The organism is Novosphingobium aquiterrae (assembly GCF_042434435.1).
Lineage (GTDB): Bacteria > Pseudomonadota > Alphaproteobacteria > Sphingomonadales > Sphingomonadaceae > Novosphingobium > Novosphingobium aquiterrae.
In genome coordinates this window covers 508,124-532,319 of record NZ_JBHLTL010000006.1, presented here as the reverse complement: position 1 = coordinate 532,319, position 24,196 = coordinate 508,124, and the positions used below count along the sequence as shown (strand labels likewise).

23 protein-coding genes are annotated in these 24,196 nt (G+C 65.7%); 12 read left to right on the top strand and 11 right to left on the bottom strand.

Going from position 1 to position 24,196, the window contains the following annotated elements; genetic code table 11:
• Positions 1-3: 3 nt before the first annotated feature.
• The 4 genes from ACFFF7_RS12390 to ACFFF7_RS12375 form a co-directional block, all read right to left on the bottom strand.
• Positions 4-993, bottom strand: coding sequence for a tetratricopeptide repeat protein (locus ACFFF7_RS12390; RefSeq protein ID WP_379481661.1), 990 nt, complete (start codon positions 991-993; stop codon positions 4-6).
• A gap of 145 nt (positions 994-1,138) precedes the next feature.
• Positions 1,139-2,131 (bottom strand): helix-turn-helix domain-containing protein, encoded by a 993-nt coding sequence (locus ACFFF7_RS12385; RefSeq protein ID WP_379481660.1) that lies wholly within the window; start codon positions 2,129-2,131, stop codon positions 1,139-1,141.
• A gap of 145 nt (positions 2,132-2,276) precedes the next feature.
• Complete coding sequence (gene ptsP, locus ACFFF7_RS12380) at positions 2,277-4,559, bottom strand: phosphoenolpyruvate--protein phosphotransferase (protein WP_379481659.1); 2,283 nt, start codon at positions 4,557-4,559, stop codon at positions 2,277-2,279.
• Positions 4,560-4,664: 105 nt separating this feature from the next.
• Complete coding sequence (locus tag ACFFF7_RS12375) at positions 4,665-4,820, bottom strand: YdcH family protein (protein WP_379481658.1); 156 nt, start codon at positions 4,818-4,820, stop codon at positions 4,665-4,667.
• A 210-nt stretch (positions 4,821-5,030) separates the two neighbouring features.
• Between ACFFF7_RS12375 and ACFFF7_RS12370 the strand changes: the two genes are divergently transcribed.
• Together ACFFF7_RS12370 and ACFFF7_RS12365 are read left to right on the top strand one after the other, a co-directional pair.
• The gene (locus tag ACFFF7_RS12370) at positions 5,031-5,228 is read left to right on the top strand and encodes a YdcH family protein (protein ID WP_379481657.1); all 198 of its coding nucleotides are present in this window, start codon (positions 5,031-5,033) and stop codon (positions 5,226-5,228) included.
• A 246-nt stretch (positions 5,229-5,474) separates the two neighbouring features.
• The gene (locus ACFFF7_RS12365; RefSeq protein WP_379481656.1) at positions 5,475-5,936 is read left to right on the top strand and encodes a DUF1465 family protein; all 462 of its coding nucleotides are present in this window, start codon (positions 5,475-5,477) and stop codon (positions 5,934-5,936) included.
• Positions 5,937-5,938: 2 nt separating this feature from the next.
• Here the strand turns inward: ACFFF7_RS12365 and ACFFF7_RS12360 are convergent, their stop codons facing one another.
• On the bottom strand, positions 5,939-7,405 hold the full coding sequence (locus ACFFF7_RS12360) for a glycerol kinase (protein WP_379481655.1): 1,467 nt from the start codon (positions 7,403-7,405) through the stop codon (positions 5,939-5,941).
• A 66-nt stretch (positions 7,406-7,471) separates the two neighbouring features.
• On the opposite strand from ACFFF7_RS12360, the gene ACFFF7_RS12355 reads away from it, so the two are divergent.
• The 4 genes from ACFFF7_RS12355 to nadA all read left to right on the top strand — a co-directional run bounded on the left by ACFFF7_RS12355 (position 7,472) and on the right by nadA (position 10,900).
• Positions 7,472-8,377: an MBL fold metallo-hydrolase gene (locus ACFFF7_RS12355; protein WP_379481654.1), complete on the top strand. Its 906-nt coding sequence runs from the start codon at positions 7,472-7,474 to the stop codon at positions 8,375-8,377.
• Positions 8,359-8,997: a DUF4230 domain-containing protein gene (locus tag ACFFF7_RS12350; RefSeq protein WP_379481653.1), complete on the top strand. Its 639-nt coding sequence runs from the start codon at positions 8,359-8,361 to the stop codon at positions 8,995-8,997. The genes ACFFF7_RS12355 and ACFFF7_RS12350 overlap by 19 nt, the downstream gene beginning before the upstream one ends.
• 92 nt (positions 8,998-9,089) lie before the next feature.
• Positions 9,090-9,896, top strand: a complete 807-nt coding sequence (locus ACFFF7_RS12345; RefSeq protein ID WP_379481652.1) for a hypothetical protein — start codon at positions 9,090-9,092, stop codon at positions 9,894-9,896.
• A 17-nt stretch (positions 9,897-9,913) separates the two neighbouring features.
• Positions 9,914-10,900, top strand: coding sequence for a quinolinate synthase NadA (gene nadA / locus ACFFF7_RS12340; protein ID WP_379481651.1), 987 nt, complete (start codon positions 9,914-9,916; stop codon positions 10,898-10,900).
• Here nadA and ACFFF7_RS12335 read toward each other — a convergent pair.
• Positions 10,897-11,775 (bottom strand): DMT family transporter, encoded by an 879-nt coding sequence (locus ACFFF7_RS12335; protein WP_379481650.1) that lies wholly within the window; start codon positions 11,773-11,775, stop codon positions 10,897-10,899. The genes nadA and ACFFF7_RS12335 overlap by 4 nt on opposite strands.
• Positions 11,776-11,834: 59 nt before the next feature.
• Between ACFFF7_RS12335 and ACFFF7_RS12330 the strand changes: the two genes are divergently transcribed.
• The 3 genes from ACFFF7_RS12330 (at position 11,835) to ACFFF7_RS12320 (ending at position 17,073) form a co-directional block, all read left to right on the top strand.
• Positions 11,835-12,929 (top strand): alkene reductase, encoded by a 1,095-nt coding sequence (locus tag ACFFF7_RS12330; protein ID WP_379481649.1) that lies wholly within the window; start codon positions 11,835-11,837, stop codon positions 12,927-12,929.
• 14 nt (positions 12,930-12,943) lie between these two features.
• Positions 12,944-13,828: an HpcH/HpaI aldolase/citrate lyase family protein gene (locus ACFFF7_RS12325; RefSeq protein WP_379481648.1), complete on the top strand. Its 885-nt coding sequence runs from the start codon at positions 12,944-12,946 to the stop codon at positions 13,826-13,828.
• Positions 13,829-13,965: 137 nt separating this feature from the next.
• Entirely contained in the window at positions 13,966-17,073 is a 3,108-nt protein-coding gene (locus ACFFF7_RS12320) for an autotransporter outer membrane beta-barrel domain-containing protein (protein WP_379481647.1), read from the top strand.
• A gap of 56 nt (positions 17,074-17,129) precedes the next feature.
• On the opposite strand, the gene ACFFF7_RS12315 is transcribed toward ACFFF7_RS12320, so the two are convergent.
• Both ACFFF7_RS12315 and lipB read right to left on the bottom strand, forming a co-directional pair.
• A complete protein-coding gene (locus tag ACFFF7_RS12315; protein WP_379481646.1) occupies positions 17,130-17,429 on the bottom strand; it encodes a hypothetical protein in 300 nt (99 codons plus the stop codon).
• A 6-nt stretch (positions 17,430-17,435) separates the two neighbouring features.
• Complete coding sequence (lipB, locus tag ACFFF7_RS12310; protein ID WP_379481645.1) at positions 17,436-18,104, bottom strand: lipoyl(octanoyl) transferase LipB; 669 nt, start codon at positions 18,102-18,104, stop codon at positions 17,436-17,438.
• A 63-nt stretch (positions 18,105-18,167) separates the two neighbouring features.
• Here lipB and ACFFF7_RS12305 point away from each other — a divergent pair, with 63 nt between their 5' ends.
• Complete coding sequence (locus ACFFF7_RS12305; RefSeq protein ID WP_379481644.1) at positions 18,168-18,983, top strand: hypothetical protein; 816 nt, start codon at positions 18,168-18,170, stop codon at positions 18,981-18,983.
• Positions 18,984-18,986: 3 nt separating this feature from the next.
• Here the strand turns inward: ACFFF7_RS12305 and ACFFF7_RS12300 are convergent, their stop codons facing one another.
• A complete protein-coding gene (locus tag ACFFF7_RS12300; RefSeq protein ID WP_379481643.1) occupies positions 18,987-19,613 on the bottom strand; it encodes a class I SAM-dependent methyltransferase in 627 nt (208 codons plus the stop codon).
• Positions 19,614-19,712: 99 nt separating this feature from the next.
• Here ACFFF7_RS12300 and ACFFF7_RS12295 point away from each other — a divergent pair, with 99 nt between their 5' ends.
• The gene (locus ACFFF7_RS12295; protein WP_379481642.1) at positions 19,713-21,074 is read left to right on the top strand and encodes an MFS transporter; all 1,362 of its coding nucleotides are present in this window, start codon (positions 19,713-19,715) and stop codon (positions 21,072-21,074) included.
• On the opposite strand, the gene ACFFF7_RS12290 is transcribed toward ACFFF7_RS12295, so the two are convergent.
• Positions 21,071-21,415 (bottom strand): arsenate reductase family protein, encoded by a 345-nt coding sequence (locus ACFFF7_RS12290; protein WP_379481641.1) that lies wholly within the window; start codon positions 21,413-21,415, stop codon positions 21,071-21,073. The genes ACFFF7_RS12295 and ACFFF7_RS12290 overlap by 4 nt on opposite strands.
• A gap of 106 nt (positions 21,416-21,521) precedes the next feature.
• Between ACFFF7_RS12290 and ACFFF7_RS12285 the strand changes: the two genes are divergently transcribed.
• Positions 21,522-23,657: a TonB-dependent receptor gene (locus ACFFF7_RS12285; RefSeq protein ID WP_379481640.1), complete on the top strand. Its 2,136-nt coding sequence runs from the start codon at positions 21,522-21,524 to the stop codon at positions 23,655-23,657.
• Here ACFFF7_RS12285 and ACFFF7_RS12280 read toward each other — a convergent pair.
• Positions 23,654-24,196, bottom strand: a complete 543-nt coding sequence (locus ACFFF7_RS12280) for a (2Fe-2S)-binding protein (RefSeq protein WP_379481639.1) — start codon at positions 24,194-24,196, stop codon at positions 23,654-23,656. The two genes, ACFFF7_RS12285 and ACFFF7_RS12280, sit on opposite strands and share 4 nt — an antisense overlap.

The following is a 24,196-nucleotide window of genomic DNA, read 5'->3' as shown; positions in this document are numbered from 1 at the left end:
CTATCAATTGCACTTCACCGTGGCGCGGATCGCGTCGTACTGGCCCTTGAGCCGGCCCGCCGCTTCGGCGGCATAGTCCTCACCGAATTGGGTCAGGGCGACGCAGGCGCGCGTGCTGTCCTTCAACTGGCGCATCGCCTCGGCCAGGTACAGCAGGCTGTCAGGCGCGCGGTCGCCCTTGCGACCGGCCTGGTAATTCTGCAGGAACCAGCTCGCCGCCTCACGCGGGTTGTTGTCGTCAAGGTAGGCGCGGCCAAGCAGGTTACGGGCATAGCTGACCCGCGCGTGCTTCGGATACTTCTGCAGGAACATCTTCAGCTGCTGTTGCGCCTCGGGATAGAACTTGGCGTCGAACAGGCGGTAACCATAGCTGTATTCGTCATCGCCGGCATCGCTGGTCGCCGGCTTCTGGATCGCCTTGACCGCGGCCACGCGCGAACTGGGCGCTGCGGCAGGTTTGGCCGGCGTAGTGGCGGTTTTGGTCGTCGTCGCCGTCGCCAGGGCCGAGGCTGTCGTCGCCGCGGGCTTGGGCGCGGCAGCCGCGCCGCCGGTCATCGCCGCCAGGTTGGTGTTGGTGGTCGCACCGTTTTCGGTCCCGGTCGCAGCGGGCGCTGCAGTGACCGCAGTTTCCGTACCCCCGGCGGCCAGCTTCGCCTCAAGCTTGGCCAGCCGGTTGGCATTTTCCTCCCCCTGCGCGGTCAGGCGCGCCATCTGCGCTTCGACCGCATCCATCCGGGCGAGCAGATCGCTGACCGGCGTCGATGCCGGGGTGCCGGCCGCCGGGGCTGCCGTCTGCCCGGGCTGGACCTGCGGCGGGAAGTACTTGCCGTCGCCACCCGGAAAAACGGTGCGCTGCAGCGCCTTTACCTCTGCCTCGACCGCGCGAAGCCGGGTGTCGACATTGGCAGGGGTGCTCTGGGCAAAGGCCGGTGCGGCAAGCGCCAGAACCAGAGTGAGCAGAACCGGGCGCGCGGCGCGGAGCTTAAGTGTCATGCTGTGTTTTCCGTCCCTCAAATCGAACTGCGCCCGCCCCCTAGGACGGCGAAGCCAAACCCGCGATGAACCGCGGATCGTGTTAGCCAAGGGTTAGCCGCGGTGTCGAGCGCTGCATGGCGGTTTTGCGCAGCTAAAGTCCGCTTCAGGTCGCGGCGGGCGATGGCGTCACCGCGGGCGCAGGGGCCGCGGCGGCGGCCGGAGCAGAACTGGGCGTCACGCCGGCCGGCACCGTGGTCCGTTCGGCCACGCGCTGGGTTATGCGGCGCGGCTGGCTCGGCGAAGCGCGGTTGCGCGCCTCTGCATTGGTTGCAACCGGCGGTACCGTGGTGGACGATGGGCCGGGCGATTGGCTGGCACTGGCGGCTGTGCGCGCCAGCAGCGCCGCTGCGGTAACCGGAACGTCCTTAACCGTCTGCTGGGTCTCGGCCAGCTTGGCGACCGGCTGCCCCCCCACGGTGATCGCCAGGGCTTCGGGGTGGGCGGTCCAGATCTTCACTTCAGCGAGATCCTGCGGAACGGTAAACGTTTCGCCCTGGGCCATTTCCTTCTGCATGATCTGCTTGCCGCTGCCATCGGTGAACTTGACCCAGACGGCCGGCGCCAGCGCGGTGAACACCACCGGGCCGTTTGCCGTTGGCGCCACTGGAGCAGCGCTGGCGGAAGCGGGCGGAGCGGCGGTTTCTTCTGGCAAGATCGACGGCAGGGTTCCCGCGGGCGCATAGTAGCTCCGCCAGGCAAAGGCGATCCCGGCAACGATCACCACCAGCGCCGCCAGCGCGGCCAGCCAGGCGAAGCGGGCGGCGGGAACGCGGGCCGGATCTCCGGGTTCGAAAGCGGGGGCGGCACGCACTGGAGCAGGGTGATGCTGCGCCAGTTCGGCGCGCACGGCATCGACCACTTCGCGTTCATCGAGGCCCAGCGCCTTGGCATAGCTGCGCGAGAAACCGACGGCATAAGTCCGCGCTGGCAGGGCCGAGAAATTGCTTGCTTCGATCGCGGCAAGATGGCGTTCCGGGATCTTGGTGACATTGGCCATGTGCGCGCGGCTGAGCCCCGCGGATTCGCGCGCACGCAACAGGCGCGCGCCAACGGTTTCGAGAGGCAATTCGGCCTCAAGCACAGCATTCTCCGACATTTCGACCCCGATGTTCGCGACATTATTCTGTTTCAGGCCGGGACAATCGCCGCTTCACCGCGCAAGTCAACGCGATTTCGCGCACACATCCGGGCCCCATCGCCAGAATGGGCAGGAATTGTGACAGGATGGTTGAGGAACCGACTTAATCCACTTCGATCCCGCGCTCGTGCGCCCATTGGCCAAGCGCGTCGCGTAGGCTGGGGGGGGGTGGTGCCAGCAGCCAGCCGCTCATTGCCGCGCCGATTTGGTCAAGGTCGACCTTGCGGACCAGCTCCTTGATCGGCCCGACGCTGGCCGGGGTAATCGACAGGCGGCGGATTCCGATGCCAAGCAGCGCCAGCGCTTCGAGCCGGCGGCCGCCCATTTCGCCGCAGACCGTGACGTCGACGCTGTGTCCGGCCACGCCGGCCAGCACGCGGCGCAAGAAGCGCATGATCGACGGGCTGAGCCAGTCGTACCGCTCGGCCAGTTTGGGGTTTGAGCGATCGGCGGCGAACAGGAACTGGGTCAGGTCGTTGGTCCCGATCGACAGGAACGACAGCTGCGGTGCGAGTACGTCGAGCTGTTCGGCCAGCGCCGGCACTTCCAGCATCGCACCATAACGGACCGCTTCGGGAAGCTTTTTCTTCTGTCCCTTGAGGTACAACCGCTGGCTTTCGAACACCGCCTTGGCAGCGTCGAACTCCCACGGTTCGGAGACCATCGGAAACATCACGTTGAGCGTGCGGCCTGCCGCGGCTTCGAGCAGCGAGCGCGCCTGGACCTTGAGCAGGCCTTCACGCTCCAGCGCCACGCGCAGCGCGCGCCAGCCCATCGCCGGGTTCTCTTCGTGCTCACCGTTGTTGTGGCGCAGATAGGGCAGCACCTTGTCGCCGCCGATGTCGACAGTGCGGAACACCACCGGCTTGTCGCCAGCAGCGTCGAGTACGTCGCGGTACAGGCGGGTCTGACGCTCACGTTGGGGCAAGGTGGCACTGACCAGAAACTGGAACTCGGTGCGGAACAGCCCGACCCCGTCGGCCCCGGTCAGCGACAGGTTGGGCATGTCGTCGCGCAGCCCGGCGTTCATCATCACGGTGATGCGGGTGCCGTCGCGAGTGAAGGGCTCGACATCGCGCAGCGCGGCATAGGCGGCGGCGCGCTCCTTGCTCTTGGCGAAGCGCGCTTCGAAAGCTTCGGCCACGGCGTCCAGCGGCCGGGCGACGACGTGGCCCTGTTCGGCATCGAGCAGCAGCGCATCGCCGTCCCGGATCACCCCGCGCAGGCCCCGCACCCGGCCCAGAACCGGAATGCCCATCGCCCGCGCCACGATGACCACGTGCGCAGTCAAGGAACCCTCCTCGAGCACCACGCCCTTGAGCCGACGCTTGTCGTATTCAAGCAATTCGGCCGGCCCGAGATTGCGCGCGATCAGGATCGAATCCTGGCGCAGCCCCATACTGGCGGCGGTGCCCATCTGGCCCGAGACGATCCGCAGCAGGCGGTTCGACAGGTCTTCCAGATCGTGCATCCGGTCGGCCAGCAAGGGATCGTCGATCTGGCGCATGCGCATCCGGGTGCGCTGCTGGACCCGCTCGATCGCGGCTTCGGCAGTCAGTCCGCTGTCGATCGCCTCGATGATCCGGCGGCTCCAGCCTTCGTCGTAAGCGAACATCTTGTAGGTCTCGAGCACCTCCTCGTGCTCGCCCCCCACGCCGAATTCGGCCTGGGCCTGCATCCGGTCGATCTGTTCGCGCATCTTGTCGAAGGCCAGATAGACCCGCTGCAGTTCAGCATCGCGGTCTTCGGCCATCACGTGTTCGATCGTGATGCGAGGCTGGTGATAGACCGCGACCCCCGCCGCCAGCCCCTTGACCAGGGTCAGCCCGGGCAGCCGCTGCGGCCCCGACAGCTGCGGAGACAGCCCGGCAACATCCTCTTCATCGACCAGATCGGCATTGGCGATAAGCTCGGACAGGACCATGGCGACGGTCTGCAGTGCCTCGATCTCGACCTCTTCATAGCGGCGCGGATCGGCATGCTGGACGCACAGCACGCCCACTGCCCGTTCGCGACGGACGATCGGGACGCCGGCGAAGGAGTGATACTTGTCTTCCCCGGTTTCCGGCCGGTACGAAAAGTCCGGATGGGCCGTCGCCTCGGCCAGATTGAGCATCTCGATATTGTCGGCGATCGTCCCGACCAGGCCTTCGCCGATCGCCATGCGCGTGACGTGGACCGCTTCCTGCGCCAGCCCGCGGGTTGCGAACAGTTCCAGCATGCCTTCGCGCAGGAGGTAGATCGAGCAGACCTCGCTATCCAGCCCCGCGCCGATCACTTCGACCACGGTGTTGAGCTTGGCCTGGGCATGGCTGCGCGAGGCCATGACATCGTGCAGGCGGGTCAGGATCGTGCGTGCGGCGGATACGGCGCTGGGAACGGTCATGAGCCCAGCCTAACCGAAAGCGGGTCGCAAGAAAACGCGGCGTCCGAAATATTCCCGTGGCCTGCCCTGCCGGCACAGGCCAGCAGGGCGGGCGCGAAACCGGGATCAGAAGTGCGCGAGTTCTTCCTTGATGCGCAGCTTGCGCTTTTTCAGGGTCTGGACAATCGACAGGTCAGGCAGGGGTCGGTTCATTTCGTCCTGAAGCTGCCGTTCGATACCGGCGTGCTTCGATTGCAAAGCGCTGACATGCGACTGTTCCATACTGGAATCTCCTTTTGCCAAGCCCCCAGGGGCGCAGGGATCCCGCATGTCATCGAGTGGTTGCCCGACTCGGTAACCGGCGGGGACTGCGATTGTCAGGTAAGCACATTAAGCCTATCTTGCGAAGGCCATCCGTGAGGTGGTGCGGTCAGCACAATCGGGGCTGCGACGAACGGGCCCGTCGACGAAACAGGCAAGGGGAACCTGCGCGTGAATGAAGAGGAAATGCGCAAGCGCCTGGAAGTGCTGCGGATCGAACATCGCGACCTCGACGCGGCGATCGATGCCCTGACCGGCGGGGGCAGCAGCGACCAGTTGCAGATCGCCCGGCTGAAGAAGCGCAAGCTCAAGCTCAAGGACCAGATCGCAATGATCGAGGACTATCTGATTCCCGATATCATTGCTTAGTTGGCCGAATGCGCCAATCGCCTCCGCGATTGGCTTCAAAACCGGCCCGCTCCCCCGGCCCGACCACCCATAGGGTACCTTAAGCGGGTGGTCGGGCCGGGGGAGCGGGCCGGTGTTGCAAAGGGCAGGCCGGATGGCCTGTCCGTGCAAGCCAAACGTCCCCCGGCGGGACAGTCCCAAATTGGTGTGCGTAACTTGGCAATCCCCTGTTGGCAGAGGCGAATCGCCGGGCCTATCGCGTCATCCATGGCAAGCCCGGCAAGCATCAACCCGCGCATCGTGGAAGGACTCTATGCCGAGGCTCTGGCCCTGTCGGACGATGTCCGCGCCGCCTTTGCCAGCCATGGCCGGATCGAAGGCGAAGATGCCGACCTGGCTGCCGTGGCCCTGTCGTGCGAGGCCCTGCGCACCACCACACGGATGATGCACGCGGTGGCCTGGCTGCTCAATCACCGGGCCTATTTCGTTGGTGATCTGTCGGAATTTCAGCTGCGCCGTTATGGCAAGCTGGTCGATTTTCCCGAAGGCGATCCGATCCATCTGGTCCAGCTCAAGCCGGAAATGCGCGAGCTGATCCGGGCAACCGAACTGTTTCACGCGCGGCTCAAGCGGCTCGACAACGGCTGGCGTGAGCGTGAGGCCGGCATGCCCAGCGCGATTACCCGCCTGCGCGAACGACTCGCCCAGCAGGCCGTGCGCAGCAACTAGGGTCAGGTCGCCGCCAGCGCGCGGTTCCATGCCGCACGGCGGATCGTCATTTCGGTTTCACCCGGCTCGAAATGCTCGACCGCGCCGCGCATCGCGGCTGACGCGCTGTCGAGATCGGCATGAATACCCGCCCCGACTGCCGCAAGCATTGCCGCCCCCAGTGCGGTCGTTTCGACGAACACCGGCCGTTCGACAGGCACCTGCAAGACGTTGGCCAGATCCTGTGCCATCCAGTCGTTGGCGCTCATCCCGCCATCAATGCGCAGCGCGGTCCAGGCGGCACCATCCGCCGCAAAGGCCTCGGCCAGCTCGAGCGTCTGCATCGCCATGGCTTCCAGTGCGGCGCGCGCCAGATGGGCCCGCGTGGTCGAAAAGGTCATGCCGGTGACCACCGCGCGCGCTTCGGGCCGCCAGTGCGGCGCGCCCAGCCCGGCCAGCGCGGGCACGATCGTCACCCCGCCATTGTCCGGGACCGAACGCGCCAGGTCCGCGGTCTGCGCCGCGCTGGCGATCAGCCCCAGGTTGTCGCGCAGCCACTTGATCAGGCTGCCGGCGACGAAGACTGACCCCTCCAAGGCATAGCTGCGTTTTCCGTCAAGCTGGCACAGCACGGTGCCGAGCAGGCGGTTGGCGGACTGCGGAACGGTCTGGCCCATGTTGGCAAGGACAAATGCCCCGGTGCCATAGGTCGCCTTGGTCTGTCCGGGTTCGAGACAGCCCTGCCCGATCGTCGCGGACTGCTGATCCCCGGCCAGACCGGTGATCGGGACTGCCCGGCCAAGCAGGTCGGGCAATGTCGTGCCGAAGTGACCGGCATTATCGACGACTTCGCCCAGCACGACCTGCGGCACGCCGAACAGATCGCACAAACCGGCATCCCAGCTGGCCCCGCTCAGCGGCAGCAGCAGGGTGCGGCTGGCATTGCTGGCGTCGGTCAGGTGGGCGCCGCCGGTCAGCTTGAACACCAGCCAGTCCTCGACCGTGCCCAGTGCCAGCCGTCCAGCCTTTGCCGCTTCGCTTACCGGTGCGGCATTGTCGATCAGCCAGCGCATCTTGGTGGCCGAGAAATAGGGATCGAGCAGCAGGCCGGTGGCCGCCTGGACCCCGGCCTCGTGACCGGCATCTTTCAGCCCGGCGCAGAAATCGGCGGTCCGCCGGTCCTGCCAGACCAGCGCGTGATGCAGCGGCTTGCCACTTGCCTTGTCCCAGGCGACCACGGTCTCGCGCTGGTTGGTGATGCCGATCGCCGCAACGCCCGCCACCCCGCCGCCCTTGGCGATCACGTCCTGCGCACAGGCCAGCGTCTTGTCCCAGATTTCCGCGGCGTCATGTTCCACCCAGCCAGGCTGGGGATAGAACTGGGTCAGCTCACGCTGGGCAAGCGCGCGCAGCACGCCATCGGCGCCCAGCAGCATGGCCCTGGTCGACGTGGTGCCGGCATCAAGGACAAGGATCAGCGGATCGGACATCATCAAATCTCCCGCCTTGTTCCGTAACGCTTGGATTGCGCGAAACAAGACGCCATATCACTGCCTATGGATGCGCCCCCAAAACCCTGGCCGACCGGCCTGGCCGAGCAATGCGAACCCTTGGTGCGGCGCGTGCTGGCACCCAATGCCTCGCCCTATACCTATACCGGCACCCAGACCTATCTGGTCGGCGCGGGACAGGACGTTGCGGTAATCGATCCGGGTCCGGCGGGCGGCGGCGTTGCCGGCCACGCCGATACCAACGGGTCCGGCCATGTCGAGGCGATCCTGGCGGCAGTCGGCGAAGCGCGTATCGCCGCGATACTGTGCACCCATACCCACCGCGATCACTCCCCCGCTGCGGCCGTGCTCAAGGCGCGGACCGGCGCGCCGATCATCGGCTGCGCGCCGCTGTCCATGGATGATGACGGCCCCCGCGCCGATGCCGCCTTCGATCCAGACTACTCGCCCGACCGCGTGCTGGAAGATGGTGAGCGGCTCGGTGGCAGCGACTGGACGATCGAAGCCGTCGCCACTCCCGGCCACACCAGCAACCACCTTTGCTATGGCTTGGTCGAAAGCGGCGCGCTGTTTACCGGCGATCACGTGATGGCCTGGTCGACCAGCGTCGTATCGCCCCCCGACGGCGACATGAGCGCCTATATGGCCAGCCTGCAGAAGCTCTATGACCGCGAGGACCGGGTCCTTTATCCCGCGCACGGTCCGGCAATCGACAAGCCGCGCCAGCTGGTCCGCGGCATGCTGGGCCACCGCCGCCAGCGCGAAGCGCAGATCCTGCGCCTGCTCGGCGATCGGCCGCAAGCCATAACCGACATGGTCCCGGTGATGTACAAGGGGCTCGATCCGCGGTTGACCGGCGCAGCGGGCCGATCCGTTCTGGCGCACCTGATCGACCTGAGGCACCAGGGCCGGGTAGCGAGCGAGGGCGAGCTATGGTCGATACCCGCCTGACCCCCGCTCCGCAGCGTTTCGCCGCGCCGTGGCTGGGCCTGGCCAGCGCACTGGTGCTGGCCGCCTGGTTCGGCTGGAAGGCCTATGGTCCCCGCGACCTGGGCGATCCGATTGCCAACAGCCTGGTCGCGCTGGAAAAGCAGGACAAGCTGACGGTGTTTTCTGCGCAGCTTTCCCCGGTGGTCGCCGCCGACGACGAACGCCTGTTCGGCATCCTCAAAAGCCGCCAGGTCGCGGTAATCCCGGCGCGGGTCGACTATACCATCGACATGGACGCGATGGACCGCAACCGCATGAAATGGGACGCGGCGGCCAAGCGGCTCGACGTGATCCTGCCCCCGTTGCAGATCGGCCGCCCCAACCTCGACGAAGGCCGCGCGCAGTACTTGCGCGAAGGCGTCTGGATCACCCCCGATGCCCAGGCCAAGCTGACCCGTGACAACACCCTGCTGGCTGAAAAGCAGGCCGGTGCCCAGGCCGCCAATCCCGTGCTGGTCGATCTGGCCCGCAGCGCCGCCAAGGACGCCGTGCGCCGCAACCTGGCGATTCCGCTGCAGGTTGCGGGCTATGGCGATGTCACGGTGACGGTGCGGATCGAGGGGGAGCCCGCCGCCAACTAGGCCGCTTGCAAAGCGTCTGGACTGCGTGTAGTATACGCCTATAACACCTGTTCGAATAATGCAGGGTCGCACAACTTGTGGGGAGATTCACGATGGCGACGCTTGCCGGTCCTGCAGTGCAGGACCCAGACTTTCAGGTTCCCGCGCGCGCAGAGACGTTCTTTGCCAAGATGGCGATTGCCATGGCCGTGGTCGTTGTTGCGGGCTTCTCGTTTCAGCTGGCCATGGGCCGGTCGAGCTTCGGCTCGCCGCTGCGGGTCCACGTCCATGCCGTGCTGTTCATGGGCTGGGTCGCGATCTTCGTGACGCAGTCGCAGCTTGCCACCCGCGGGCCGCTGGCGCTGCACCGCAAGCTGGGCTGGATTGCGGCGGGCTGGATGGTGTTGATGCTGGCCGCGGCGATGACGGTAATCGTTGCCATGGCGCGCAATGGTACGGTGCCGTTCTTCTTCACCCCGCAGCATTTCCTGCTGGCCGATCCATTGACTCTGGTGGGTTTCATGGGCCTGACCGGCAGCGCCATCGCGATGCGCAAGCGGACCGATTGGCACGCCCGGCTGCACGTCTGCGGCATGGCAATGCTCACCGGACCAGCCTTTGGCCGGCTGCTGCCGATGCCGTTGCTGGTGCCGTGGGCTTTCGAGGCTGCCGGCGTTGGCGCATCGCTGTTCGTGTTCGCGGGAATGATCCGCGACAAGCGGCGCAGCGGCGCGGTCCACCCGGCATGGTGGATAGGGCTGGCGACGCTGATCGGGATGCTGGTACTGGCACGGGTGCTGTCGGTCACGCCGGTGGGCGAGGCGATCTATCAGGCAACCGTTGCGGGCTATCCTGGTGAGGCCGTGCCGGGCCTGGCCTATGCCGCGCCGCCAACCGCACCCTTGATCACCGGACGCTAAGCGCCCATTGAAGGGGCATGACCGACCAGCCCCAGAGCCTCACCGGCCTTGACCTGCGCGCCGAGATCGATCGCCTGCGCAAGGAGCGCAACGCGATCATCCTGGCGCACTATTACCAGCGCCCGGAAATCCAGGACCTTGCCGACTTTGTCGGCGATTCGCTGGAGCTGAGCCGCAAGGCGGCGAGTTCCGACGCCGAGGTTATCGCCTTCTGCGGGGTCAAGTTCATGGCCGAGACGGCCAAGATCCTGGCTCCCGACAAGATCGTCGTGCTGCCCGATCTCAATGCCGGATGCAGTCTGGAAGATTCGTGCCCGCCGGAAAAATTCGCCGCGTTCCGTGCCGCCCACCCCGATCACATCGCGCTGACATACATCAACTGCTCGACCGAGGTGAAGGCGCTGTCCGACATCATCGTCACCAGCTCCAGCGCAGAGACGATCCTGGCCCAGATCCCGCCCGAACAGAAGATCATCTTCGGCCCCGACCGGCACCTGGGCGGCTACCTGTCGCGCAAGTTCGATCGCGAGATGCTGCTGTGGCCTGGCGTGTGCATCGTCCACGAGGCCTTTAGCGAGACCGAGCTGCTCAAGCTCAAGGCCCAGCACCCCGGCGCGCCGGTTGCGGCCCATCCCGAGTGCCCGCCCTCGATCATCGATCACGCCGACTATGTCGGTTCGACCAGCGGGATCCTGACCTTCGCCAAGACCTTCCCGGGCGACACGCTGATCGTCGCGACCGAGCCGCACATCATCCATCAGATGGAAAAGGCCCTGCCCGAAAAGACCTTCATTGGTGCGCCGGGTGCCGACGGGCAATGTGCCTGCAACATCTGCCCCTACATGGCGCTCAACACGCTGGAAAAGCTCTATGTGACCTTGCGCGACCTGCAGCCCCGGATCGAGATCGAGGAGGGGCTGCGCCTGCAGGCCAAGAAAAGCCTCGACCGGATGCTGGACATGGCGAGCGGCAGCGTCGGCAAGGGGGATTTGGGGGCGCGCTAATCCTGGCTTGACCGCGCCAGTGCCAAAGCCCCCGCAACCAGCGCCATGCCCAGCAGGTCGGGCCAGCCCAGCACTTCGCCAAAGGCCAGCCAGCCGACCGTCACGGCAATCGCCGGTTGGCTGAGCAGGGCCAGACCAAAGACCATAGAACTGAAGTGGCGCAAGGCGAAGATCAGCAAGCCCTGCCCGATGACCTGGCTGGCCAGTGCCAGGGTGATCAGCGGCCACCACTGGCTTGGCCAGAACGGTTCACCCAGCGCCAGCGCGATCGCCAGCAGCACCGGCGCGCCGACCAGGCTGGACCAGGTCAGCAGTGCCCAATTGCCCAGGCAGGCCCGCGGGCCTTGCAGCAGGATGATATAGCCGGCGTAGAGCAGGCCGGCGAGTACGCAGAACAGATCGCCGATCAGGGTGGTCCGATCGATTTCCAGCGACCGGCCCAGCAGGATCGCCGCCCCCATCAGGGCCAGGCCAAATGCCAGCCATTCCACGCCCCGCGGCCAGCGCCGCAGCGCAAACATCCCCCAGGCCATCACGACCAGGCTTCCGGCATTGCCAAACAGCGTCGCGTTGCCCATGCGGGTGTAGTGGATGCCCACGTGCCAGGCGCCGAGGTCTACTGCGAAGAACACTCCGGCCCCCAGGATCGCCCACCATACCGCCGGGCGATAGCCGGTCAGGGTCTGCCTGGTAGCCAGCGCGATTCCCGCAAGTAGCGGCACTGCCAGCAGCAACCGCCAGAAAGCCGCCGACACCGGCCCGGCATCGGTCAAGCGGACGAACCACGGCCCCACCGCCAGTGCGGCATTGCCGCCCATCAGCGCAGCAAAGTGCCACGCGTTCCAGTTTCTGGCGGCCCCCGTTGCATTCCCCATGGACTCGCCTTAGCTCCACCCGGTCGATTGCAAAACGAAATTGAAGGGCACCCCGATCCATGCACGAAGCTTTGTTCCAGCCACTGCGCCTTGGCGCTATCGAAGCCGCGAACCGGATCCTGATGGCCCCATTGACGCGCGGCCGGTCTGAAGCGGGCTCGGTCGCCAGTGCGATGATGATCGAATACTATCGCCAGCGCGCCAGCGCCGGACTGATCATCAGCGAAGCGACCGGGATCAGCGTCGAAGGGTTGGGCTGGCCCGCTGCCCCGGGGATCTGGAACGAAGCCCAGACCGAAGCCTGGAAGCCGGTAACCGAAGCGGTGCACCAGGAAGGTGGCAAGATCGTGCTGCAGCTGTGGCACATGGGGCGGATCGTCCATCCCGATTTCCTAGGCGGCGCAGCGCCGGTTTCGGCCAGCGCCACCACTGCGCCCGATCATGCCCACACCCCGACCGGGCGCAAACCCTATGAACAGTCGCGCGCCGCGACGCTTGCGGACATTGCCCGGATCATCGACGATTATGGCCGCGCCGCTGAGAACGCCAAGGCCGCCGGGTTCGACGGGGTCCAACTGCACGGCGCCAACGGCTATCTGGTCGACCAGTTCCTGCGCGCCGGGACCAACCTGCGCGATGACGATTACGGCGGCTCGCCGGAAAACCGCACCCGGTTCCTGCGCGAAGTGCTGGAACGGCTGGTGGCGGTGTGGGGCAAGGACCGCGTTTCGGTGCGGCTTTCGCCCAACGGGGATTCGCAGGGCTGCGACGATCCCGATCCGGCCAGCATTTTCGGCGCGGCGGCCAGGGTCTGTCAGGATGCCGGCCTTGGCTTTGTCGAGCTGCGCCAGCCCGGTCCGGAAGGGACTTTCGGGCGCACCGACGTGCCGATGCAGGACGCGCTGATCCGCTCGATCTATACCGGGCCGCTGGTGCTCAATTCGGACTACACCGCCGCGCAGGCCGAAGCCGACGTCGCATCCGGCCGGTGCGATGCGATCAGCTTTGGCCGTCCGTTCATTTCCAATCCGGACCTGCCGCAGCGCATCCGCACCGGCGCCGAATGGGCCCCCAACGTTAACGTTCCGCAAAGCTGGTATCTGCCAGGTTCAGCCGGTTATATCGACTATCCGGCGCTCGAGCCGGTAAGCTGAAGGAAGGCGCGACGATGGCACTGCGGTCCTGGCTGTTCGTTCCGGGCGACAGCGAAAAGAAGCTGGACAAGGCGCCCGGCGCGGGTGCCGACGTGCTGATCATCGATCTGGAAGATTCGGTCGTCCCGGACAACAAGCCCCGCGCCCGCGACATGGCGCGGGGCTGGTTGCAGAACCACCGCCAGCAGGTGACCGGGGGCAAGCGGACCGGCCGCTGGGTGCGGATCAACGCGCTGGACACACCGTACTGGCGCGACGACCTGATCGCGGTGATGCCCGGTGCGCCTGACGGGATCATGTTGCCCAAGGCGGCCGGGCCCGAATCTGTGCAGCAGGTCGCCGCCGAACTCTACGAGCTTGAGGGCCGCAACGGCGTGCCGACGGGTTCGACCAAGATCCTGCCGCTGGTCAGCGAAACCGCTGCGGCGGCCCTGACGATACCGGCCTATGCGACGGCGTCGCTGCCACGCCTGGGTGGGCTGACCTGGGGGGCCGAAGACCTTTCCGCGGCGCTCGGCGCGTCGCGCAAGCGCGACGCGGCCGGCCAGTGGACCGATACCTTCCGTTTCGTCCGCAGCCAGACGCTGCTGACCGCGCACGCCCGCGGGGTTGTCGCAATCGATACGCTGCACGCCGATTTCGCCGATGCAAAGGGTCTCAAGCTGGCGGCCGAGACGGCAAGGGCCGACGGCTTTACCGGAATGCTGGCGATCCATCCGGCCCAGGTCGAAGTGATCAACAAGGCCTTTTCGCCCAGCCAGGCCGAGCTGGACGAGGCGCAGGCTATTGTCGATGCTTTCGCCGCAGATCCATCGGCCGGCGCGCTGCAGATCGCCGGAAAAATGATCGATCGCCCGCATCTGATGCTGGCCCAGCGCATCTTGGGAATGACGCAATAGAGCGCCTCTGCGGTTTGAAGTGTGTACTAGTATTCTCATAAATACATAGAATACAAGACAATTTTTTTCAGACAGCGGAACAATGGGCCGCTTGGTCACTTTCCTCTTCGCCCACACTCCGGGAGAATGAGGAAGTCATGACCATGAAAAAGACCACGTTGCGCCTTGGCGTAGCTTTGACGGGGAGCGTTTCCGCCCTCGCCTTTGCATCCCCCGCTTTCGCCAATTGCGATCTGACCACGCCGGATACCTATACCTGCGTGGCGACCACAACCACGGACACCACCTTGGCGGTGACGCCGAGCGTCGATCGCCATGCGGTTCTCACGGTTGGCGCGGTGACCACGCCGGTTCAGGTGGTCATCAACGGTGCGGTCGATGGCTACGGCCTGGCCTTTACCCAGGGTGACACCGCCACGAACGGCATCGTCGTAACCAACAGCGGTTCGATCGCGGTCAATGCCGGCAACACCGCCACCGCCGGTGGCAACAATGGCGCACTTGCGATCGTCAGCAACGGTACGCCGGTTTCCTATTCGGGTGCAGGTACGATTTCCAACCTGGGTATCGGCGATGCGCTGCAGATCAACGCGAGCGGTTCGGCTGTTGCCGTGCCGATCACCGTCAACGCGGGCGGATTGATCACGTCGGCCAACGGCAACGGCGCGACGCTGAACGCCGCTTCGACGGGCAGCACCATCAACGCGACCTTCAACGGGATCAATGCCGGTTCGGTGGGGATTGCAGCCCAGACCACCAACGGCGCACTCACGCTCAATACCGGTGCGATCCAGGCTGCAGGCGCGGGCGTCACTGCCAACAGCACGACCGGCACGATCACGACCAATGTCACCGGCAACGTCACTTCGACCGGGGCTCCTGCCGCGGCACTGCTGCTGACTTCGACCAGCGGCCCGATCAACGTCAACGTCACCGGCGGCAACGTCACCAACGCGACGTCGACGGCGATCAGCGCCGATACCGCCGCTCTTGCAACCGTGAACGTGGCCGCGGGCCGTACTGTTTCGGGTGCCACCGCAATTGCCGCGCCCAACGCCGCCGGCTCGCTGACCGTTGTCAACAACGGCACGCTGACCGGAACCACAGCCGCCGTGAATTCGGCTGCGGTGACCAACCTGACCAACAGCACCACCGGCGTCATCAATGGCGGGTTGATCCTTTCGGCCTTCAACGACATCGTGACCAACAACGGGACGCTGAGCCTCAGCGGGACCAGCGATTTCGGCCTGGGTGCCGATCGGCTGACCAACAACGGCACGGCGACCCTGGCCGGCACCGTCGGCTTTGGCGGGGGCGATGACACCCTGGTCAACACCGCCGGGCACACCCTCACCATTTCCGGGACGACCGACCTCGGCGCCGGTTTGGACACGGTAACCAACGCCGGCACCCTCAATGTCACCGGATCGCTGCTTGCCGGCGACAACGCCGACAGCGTGGTCAATCAAGGCACGATGACGGTAGCCAGCGGCGCCACGGTCGATCTGGGCCTGGGCGACGACACGCTGAACAACACCGGCACGCTGACGGTCACCGGCACCCTGCTGGGCGGCGACGGCAACGACACGCTGATCAATGCAACCGGCGCGACCACGACGATTGCCGGCACCGCCAATCTGGGCCTGGGCAACGACACGATCACCAATGCCGGAACCTTCAACGTCACCGGTACGCTCAACACCGGTGACGGCAACGATACGCTCAACAATTCGGGGACCTATTCGATCTCGGGTACCCAGGACTTCGGGATCGGTACCGACGCCGTCAACAACACCGGAACGTTCAACGTGACCGGCACCGGCAACCTCGCCAATCTCGAAACGTTCAGCAATTCCGCTGCTGGCGTGGTCAACTTCGCATCGGGCTCCAGCCTGACAGCGGGTGCTGCGACGACCTTCACCAATTCCGGACGGTTCAACGCCGAAGCCGGTCCAGTGAACATCGTCACGCCGACCTTCACCAATGCCGCCACCGGCATCATCGACATGCAGGACGGCGCCAATGGCGACGTGACGACGATCACCGGCAACTATGTCGGCACTGCCGGCAGCCGCGTCGTGATCGACGCCAATGCCGATCTGACCGCATCCGATCGCCTGGTCGTTACGGGCAATATCAGCGGCACCAGCACCCTGGCCGTCGCCTATCTGGGTACTGCGGCCACCTTCAACCCGACCGGCGCGCTGGTGGTTGATGGCGCCGGCACGACTGCTGCGGGTTCGTTCGTGCTCGATCCGGCATCGGTCAACAATGGCCTGCTGACCTACGCGCTCGATCAGCGCGGTTCGGACTACTACCTGTCCAGCAACTTCAATGCCGGCGTTACCGGGCTTGCCCCGCTGGCCCGCATGGGTTCGGACATGTGGTACCAGTCGTTCGACGCCTATCATGACGGGATTGCCGGTCGTCATGGCGTTCGCCAGAACAACAACACGCCGTTCGGTGTGTGGGGCAACATGTACTGGAGCCGTGACAAGTGGGGCGATGTCGCCGCCACCAGCACGCTGTTCGGCCAGAACCTGAGCTACTCGAGCGAGGTCGAAAACCACCGTCGCGGTGCGCAGGGCGGTGTCGATATCGGGTTTGGCGGCTTCACGGTCGGCATCACCGGCGGCTACGAGCACAACAAGGCCAACAACGGCACCTTCGCCGACTATGACGTCGAAGGCTACAACTACGGCGCCTATGCCCTCTTCGGCAGCGAAGCAGGCATCTATGGCGGCGTGATGTACAAGCGCGATAACTACGACGTCCGCTACAGCGACAACGTCCGTGGCTTCCAGCAGGAGTTCAACAATGCCCACTCGGACGGTTGGGACGGTGAACTGGGCTTCCGCACTGGCGGCGAAACGGTCAAGTTCGACCTCAACGCCGGCCTGTCGTGGGTCAAGACCAAGATCGATCCGGTTACCCTGTACGGTTCGACCTTCAGCTACGACGATGCGGAATCGATGCGCGGCCGCCTTGGCGCGCGGATCATCCTGCCGCAGACGCTGGGTGCATTCGTGGGCGTGAAGGCGTTCCACGAATTCAAGAAGGACAACGAAGCGCTGTTCATCACCAGCGGCACCACCACCGGCGCGCTGCTGCCGGATCCGCGCGGCACGACCATCCGCGTCGAAGGCGGCCTTGGCGGCGATGCCAAGGGTGGCCCGCTGCTCACCGTGTGGGGTGACTTCGGCGACTCAAAGGGTCTGGGCGTGCGGGCGGGCTTCCGCTTCTAAACGCCGGTTCAGACGAACCACCGGGAAAGGGGCGTACTTCGGTACGCCCCTTTTTCTTATTGCGATGCGGGCAACGCTTCAGCCGCAGCCGGAGTTGTAGCTGGAGCCGCAGTCGGCGCGTCCGGCGCTGCCGGGGCATCCTTTGGCGCGGCCTTTGGCGCGGCGTCCTTGCCCTCGCTCTGCGCCTTGGGAGCCAGCGGCGGCTGCGAGGTTACCGTATCGAGCGGGAGCATGGCATCGCTGGCCGATCCGGGCAGCACTTCGCCCTCTGCCGTCCCGGCGCCTTGCTGCTTCTTGTCGCCGCCGCAAGCGGCCAGGCTGAGGGCCAGGGCAAGCACGATCGGGGCACGGGTCATAGGCTATCAGTCCTTCGGACAGGGACGCTCCAGTTGAGCGAGAAATTCGTCGAGCCGCGCCAGCATTGCCCGATCCCAGGTCGCCGAATCAAGCGCAACCCCCAGCCTTGCCAGGCTGGTCACGCCAAATTCCTCGATCCCGCAAGGAACGATCCCGCCGAAGTGGGACAGGTCCGGGGCCAGGTTGACCGAAAAGCCGTGCATCGTCACCCATCGGCGGATGCGCACGCCGATCGCGCCGATCTTCGCCTCGCGCCCGTCGATGTCGCGGGTCCAGATGCCGATCCGCCCTTCGGCCCGCCAGCTGTCGACGCCGAAATCAGCGAGGGTGGCAATCACCCAGCCTTCCAGCGCGTGGACAAAGCCGCGCACGTCGCGTGCCCGCCGTTTGAGGTCGAGCAGGACATAGCCGATCCGCTGGCCCGGGCCGTGATAGGTATAGCGCCCGCCGCGCCCGGCCTCGACCACTTCGAAACGCGGATCGAGCAGTTCGTCCGCCGCTGCACTGGTTCCCGCGGTGTAAACCGGCGGATGTTCCAGCAGCCAGATCAACTCTTGCCCCGTACCCTCGGCGATTTGCGCATTGCGCAGCGTCATCGCGTCGAGCGCGGCGCGATAGGGCACCTGGTCCTGGGCAACACGGATCTCGATCTGGTCGCGGGCACTGTCGGGCATCACGGTTGCGTGGCGGCAATTGCTGTGGTTATCAAGAGCCAACACTTCCAAGGGGCGCGCGCAATGAAATTCGACAGCAATCTGGCGTGGAAGGATGCCGCGTCATCGGTTTCGGCCAACCGCGACGTGCTACTCGCGCTGGCCGGGGTCTTCATTGCCTTGCCGACGTTCGCCATGGCGATCTTCGTCCCGCCGCCGGTCCCGGCAGAAGGTGCCAAGGCGGAAGCCTCCTTGGCACTTATGGGCGAATACTACAGCCATGCCTGGCCGATGCTGATCGGCCTCGCCCTGCTCTCTCTGCTGGGCACGCTGACTATGCTGACCCTGTTCACCGATCGCAGCCGCCCGACCGTGGGTGAAGCGATCAAGCAGGGTGCCCGCGCCGTGTTGCCGGTGATCGCGGCGCAGCTGCTATTCGGGCTGGCGATCGGCATTGCCGGTTCGGTCTTGCTGGGTGCGGCGATAGCCAGCGGTTCGACAGCGCTCAAGCTTCTGGTCGGTGCCGGACTTCTTCTGGGGATTGCCTACGCCGCTGTCCGGGTGTCGCTGGTCAGCCCGGTTGTGGTGGTCGAAGGCCTGCGCAATCCCGTGGCGGCGCTGCGGCGTTCGTGGATGCTGACCAGTGCCAACGTGCTGCGAATCTTCCTGTTCTATGCCCTGCTGCTGATCGCCTTCCTGGTGATCTACATCCTGATCGGCAGCGGTCTCGGTCTGCTGGTCGCTCTGGTCTCATCGGGCGAGGTTGCCGCCGGCATCAACAACCTGATCGCTGCATTCCTCCAGTCGGTGCTCAGCGTCTATTCCGTCGCCGTGGCAGCCGCCGTGCATCGCCAGCTGGCCGGGCCAAGCGCCGAAGCCGCAGCCCGACCTTTCGAATAACCTCTATTCCTTCCAGCCCCAGAACAGCTTGCAGGGCAGGACGTTGAGCAGTTCGAAGCCTGCATCGATGTGGCCGAAATGCTTGGCCATGAAATCGCGCGCGGCGGCGGTAAACTGATAGACCAGGAAGGCACCGCCCGGGCGCAGGACGCGGTGGGTGGCCGCAGCGATCTCTGCCCCGACGCCGTCGGGCAAGGTCGAGAACGGCAGGCCCGACAGGACATAGTCGGCATGGGCATGGCCGTGGGCGCGGACGATCGTTTCGACATCGGCAGCCGATCCCAGCACCGCGGTAAAGCGGCTGTCAGCGATCGTTGCCTTGAGATAGTCGATGTAGAGCGGGTTGGTGTCGATCACGATCAGGTTGCCGTCACGCGGCAGCCGTTCCAGCACCGGGCGGCAGAACGTGCCCACACCCGGCCCATACTCGACGAACAGCCTGCATTCGTTCCACTTCACCGGACCAAGCATCTTGGCAATGGTATAGCGCGACGACGGAATGATCGAACCGACCATCACCGGATGTTCGATGAAGCCCTGCAAAAACACACCCCACGGCCCAAGCATTCGCTTGATCCGGCGCTTCAGCTTCTGCGGCAACGCCTCGTGGGCGAGCTCGGTGCTGGTCATGCTGAAATATCGATCCTGTATGCCGCAAGGGGGAGCCGCGCGTTTCACAAATTTGCCTGCCCATTGCAAGGCAAGAGCGACAGGACTAGCGACGAAAGCATGTCGCGCGACGACCAACCACACGCGGATCCGGCGATCACGGCGCAAAGCGGTACGGCCAGCCTGCCGGTTCCGCGCCTGGTGCTGCTGTTCACGGTCAGTCTGGTCACGGCGGCGGGCAACACCGCGATGCAATCGGTCATGCCGTCGATCGGCACGGCGCTGCACGTCCAGGATTTCTGGATCAGCCTGGCCTATACCTGGTCGGCGCTGCTGTGGATGATCTGCGCCCCGCTGTGGGCGCGCAGGTCCGACAAACGCGGGCGCAAGGCGATGATGGCGATTGGCCTGACGGGCTTCGTCTTCAGCTTCAGCCTGTGCGGACTAGCCTTGTGGCTGGGGCTCAACGGTGTGCTGTCCGGTGTGGGCACGCTGTTGCTGTTCGCGCTGTTCCGCTCGCTGTACGGCGGCTTCGGGTCAGCCGCGCCGCCTGCGGTCCAGGCCTATGTCGCCAGCCGCACCGGCCGGGCAGAGCGGACCAAGGCGCTCTCGCTGATCTCGTCCAGCTTTGGTCTTGGCACGGTTATCGGGCCGACCCTGGCACCCTTTTTCATCCTGCCGGGGGTCGGACTGGTCGGTCCGTTCCTGGGCTTTACGGTCATCGCCGTGGTCGTGCTGATTGCGCTGCGCTTGCGCCTGCCCGACGATGCGCCGGCCTATGCCGCGCGTGGCGACGTGATTGCGGCCCCGTTCAGCACCAATTCCGATTCGCGCCCGCTGGTGGCCGACAGCAGCGACGACGATCATTCCCTGCCGGGCAACGTGCCCAAGGTCAGCTGGTTCGACCGGCGCCTGCGCCCATGGATGATCGCGGGTCTGCTGGGGGGCCATGCCCAGGCTGCGGTGATGGGCTTTGTCGGGTTCCTGGTGCTCGACCGCCTGGGTCTGCGCAGCGATCCGGCCGCGGGGGCGCAGCCGATCTCGCTGGTGATGATTTCGGGCGCAGCGGCAACCTTGTTCGCGCAGTGGGGCGCGATCCCGTTCCTGCAGCTAGGTCCGCGTGCCTCGTGCCTGTGGGGCATCGTGATCGGAGCGGCGGGGACAGCCGTCCTGTCCGTCGCCCACGATCTCCATGCAATCACCGTCAGCGTTGCCATCATCTCGCTGGGTTTCGGGCTGTTCCGCCCGGGCTTTACGTCGGGCGCATCGCTGGCAGTAAGCCGGGCCGAGCAGGGCCAATCTGCGGGTATCGTCGCCTCGGTCAATGGCGCGGCCTATATCGTCGCCCCGGCGATCGGGGTGTGGCTCTATGGCCATTCGCCGGCGATCGGCTTCACGGTGATTGAATTGTTGTGCCTGTCGGTACTGGTCTTCGGCGTCCGGGGTATGGCCCGCGACGAGGTGCTGACCCGCCCGCGCTAAAGAATTTCGCGCACCACGTCTTGTGGCCGGCACAGCCGCACGCCCTTGTCCGTTTCAACCAGCGGGCGTTCGATCAGGCTGGGCTGGGCCGCCATTGCCGCCAGCACTTCAGCATCGCTTGCAGCAGGCAGGCCGCGCTCTTCCGCATCGGTGCCGCGCAGTCGCAGCCCTTGTTGCGGGGTCAGGCGGGCATCGCGGTACAGCTGGGCCAGCTTGGCCGCGCTCGGCGGGGTCTTGAGGTACTCGGTCACCGTCAGATCGATTCCCGGCACTTCCTGCAGAATCGCCAGGGTCTTGCGCGAGGTGCCGCACGCCGGGTTGTGCCAGATCGTCGCTTTCATTGCCGCCTCCTGCCGATTAGGTGCCAGCCCGGTAAAAAGTTTTGCTGCCCGGCGCAATTTGATCCTTGTCAATGCGAACGATTCGCATTAGCGGCCATTCTCGTTATTGAGAATTAATCGCAACAAGATCGGGATCAACGTGACGCTTTCGTACCGCCTGCTGCTTACCACTGCCTCGCTCGTCCTCAGCTGCGCCGCCCCCTTTGCGGCATCTGCGGAAACCGATGCGGCTGCAGAGGCGGACCAGGCCTCGATCGTCGTCAATGGCCAGCGCAGCACCTATGGCCCCGACAGCGCCGATGCGACCAAGACCGGCACCCCGCTGCTCGACACCCCGCAAAGTGTGACCGTGCTGGGCCGCGAACAGCTCGACGACCAGGCGGTCGAGCAGCTCAACGATGCGCTGCGCTATGTCCCCGGCGTTACCCTGGGCCAGGGCGAAGGCCACCGCGACCAGGTGGTCCTGCGCGGGCAGAGCAGCACCGCCGACTTCTTCCTCGACGGGCTGCGCGACGATGCTCAGTATTACCGCCCGCTTTACAACACCGAACGGGTCGAAGTGCTGAAGGGCGCCAATGCCCTGCTGTTCGGCCGTGGCGGCGGCGGCGGGATCATCAACCGCGTGTCGAAAAGCGCGATCTTCGACCGCAACGCCGGAAGTGTCGCTGGCGGTGTCGACACCTTCGGCGCGTGGTCGCTGTCGGGCGACGTCAACCTGCCGCTGGGCGATGCGGTCGCGCTGCGGCTCAACGGCACCTACGAAGCCTTCGCCAACCACCGCGACGTCTATGACGGCCACTTCATCGGCATTGCGCCAACCCTGGGGGTCAAGCTGGACGAAGCGACCACGCTGACCCTCGCCTACGAATATGCCCGCGACGACCGCGTGATCGACCGCGGCGTGCCCTCGCTCGGCGGCGTGCCGATTTCCAGTTACGACAAGACCTTCTTCGGCAGTCCGGCGCTGAACCATGGCACGGTCGATGCCCATATCGCCCGCGCCCGGATCGACCACGAACTGTCGGACACCCTGACCCTGTCGGTGTCGGGCCAGTTCGCCACATACGACAAGTTCTATGCCAACGTCCTGCCGGCCAGCGCCACGGCCAGCACAGTCACGCTCAGCGGCTATGAGAGCGGCAATGGCCGGACAAACTGGATCGGCCAGGCCAACCTGGTGTGGAAGGGCGAGACCGGGCCGATCAAGCACACCCTGCTCGCCGGGATCGAAGGCGGCAGCCAGATCAGCGATGCCACCCGTCGCAACGTGCTGTTCGCGACCAGTGGCGGCGGTGCTTCGGCGAGCACAACCGTGCCGCTCGCGCGCAGCCTGATACTTCCCGCGCTCAGTTGGACCGGTCTGGTCACCAATGGCCATACAAACGTCACCAGCCTGTCGGCTTACGTACAGGATCAGATCGAGCTGGCGCCGTTCCTCCAGGTGATTGCCGGGGTGCGTTATGACCGCTTCGAGATCGACGCGCTCAACCGCCTGAATGCCGCCGCCTCGACGCGGCAGGACAGCAAGTGGTCGCCGCGCCTGGGCCTGGTGCTGAAACCGCGCGAGAACGTGTCGCTTTATGCCAGCTATGCCAAAAGCTTCCTGCCGCAGTCGGGCGACCAGTTCTCGGCGCTGGATCCGGCGTTCCAGACGCTCGATCCCGAAGCCTTCCGCAATCTCGAACTGGGGGTGAAGTGGGACGTCACCCCGGCGCTGGCCTTCACCGCCGCGGCATTTCAAGTCGACCGGACCAACACCCGCGTCGCCGATCCGGCCAATCCGGGTTTCTTCGTCCTGACCGGGGCCAGCCGGGTCAAGGGGCTGGAAGCGTCGCTGGCGGGGACTTTCGCGCCGCGCTGGCACGGCACGCTGGGCTATACCTACCAGGAAGGCGAGATCCGCGCCGCGACCAGCGCCGCCCCGGCCGGCCGGCAGCTCGACAAGCTACCGCACCACCAGTTCAGCGCCTGGACCCGTTATGACCTGACCGACAAGCTGGGGCTGGGCCTCGGCGTGGTTCACCAGTCGAGCCAGTTCGCCACGATCAGCAATGCGGTGCGCCTGCCCGGCTTCACCCGGATCGACGCGGCGGCCTATTACGACGTCAGCGAGCGCTTCTCGCTCCAACTCAATGTCGAGAACCTGGCCGACACCCGCTATTACCCCAGCGCCCACACCGACAACAACATCGCCACCGGCGAACCGATCAACGCCCGGCTGACAGCGCGGGTGAAGTTTTAGGGCACAGCCGGCTTCATCGCCGGAACGGCCCGCGCTGCATCCTCTGGCGCAATCCCCGGCGCGGGCGCGGCGCTGATCGTTTCGACCCGCCGCGCCACCCGCCCGGCGCGCTGGATCGCGCGGACCAGCCGGGGATAGACGCCGCAGCGGCACAGGTTGGGCACCGCAGCCTTTATATCGTCGTCGCTGGGATCGGCATTGCGGGCGAGCAGCGCCGCCGTGGACATGACGATCCCCGGGGTGCAGAACCCGCACTGGATCGCCTGTTCGGCGACCAGCGCCTGCTGCACCGGATGCGAGCGATCGGCCGACAGCCCTTCGATCGTGATGACATTGCGCCCCTCGGCCTCGGCCAGGGTGATCAGGCAGCTGCGCAGCGCCTGCCCGTCGATCAGCACCATGCAGGCGCCGCAATCCCCCACCCCGCAGCCGTATTTGGTGCCGGTCAGGTTGGCGGCATCGCGCAGCGCCCACAGCAAAGGGGTCTGCGGATCGAGCTGGAAATCGACCGCGCGGTCGTTGACGGTCAGGCCGGTCAA